General features: G+C 66.6%; 1 pseudogene. It reads left to right on the top strand.

Annotated elements, in window-relative coordinates:
- Positions 1-70 precede the first annotated feature (70 nt).
- Positions 71-649: pseudogene (locus tag EN893_RS36755) on the top strand (mandelate racemase/muconate lactonizing enzyme family protein); the annotation flags it as partial.

Below are 649 nucleotides of genomic sequence, written 5' to 3'. Positions count from 1 at the left end.
GATCAAGTAGCCGACTGCCTCTGGGAAATTCGCCCTTCCGCCCTGACCGGCGGCGGGGCTGGGGAAGAATATGCGTATCAAGTCCGTCCAAGCCTGGTGGATCCGCGTTCCGATCGAAGCCGCTCGGCAGCACCGCAGCGACTTCGGTCAGGTGACGACCTTCGACGCCGCCATCCTGCGCATCGAAACCGATGACGGGCTGGTCGGCTGGGGCGAAGGCAAGAACGCCGCCGGCAGTGCCGGCAGCTACGGTGCACTCGTCCACATGCTGAACCATGAGGTCGGGCCTCAGCTGGTCGGCCGCGATCCGGCGGATATCGGCGTCATATGGGAGATGCTCTACAATGGCGTGCGCCACGACAGCGCCGCGCGCGGCGGCCACGCCATGCCGCAACTGGCGCGGCGCGGCATGAGCATCGCTGCCATCAGCGCCGTCGACATCGCGCTGTGGGACATTCTTGGCAAATCGCTTGGCGTTCCGGTCTGGCGGCTGCTGGGCGGCCGCAAGCTCGATCGCATGCCGGCTTACGCGTCCGGCGGCTGGGCGGCTGCCGACGCCATCGGCGAGCAGTTGAAATCCTACATCGCCAAGGGCGGTTTCAGGGCACTGAAGATGCGGGTTGGCGCCATGGATGGCGCGGCGCACATT

This window comes from Mesorhizobium sp. M7A.F.Ca.CA.004.04.2.1 (assembly GCF_004022825.1).
GTDB lineage: Bacteria > Pseudomonadota > Alphaproteobacteria > Rhizobiales > Rhizobiaceae > Mesorhizobium.
The sequence above is the reverse complement of the archived record's forward strand: the minus strand, read 5'-3'. Positions and strand labels throughout refer to the sequence as shown.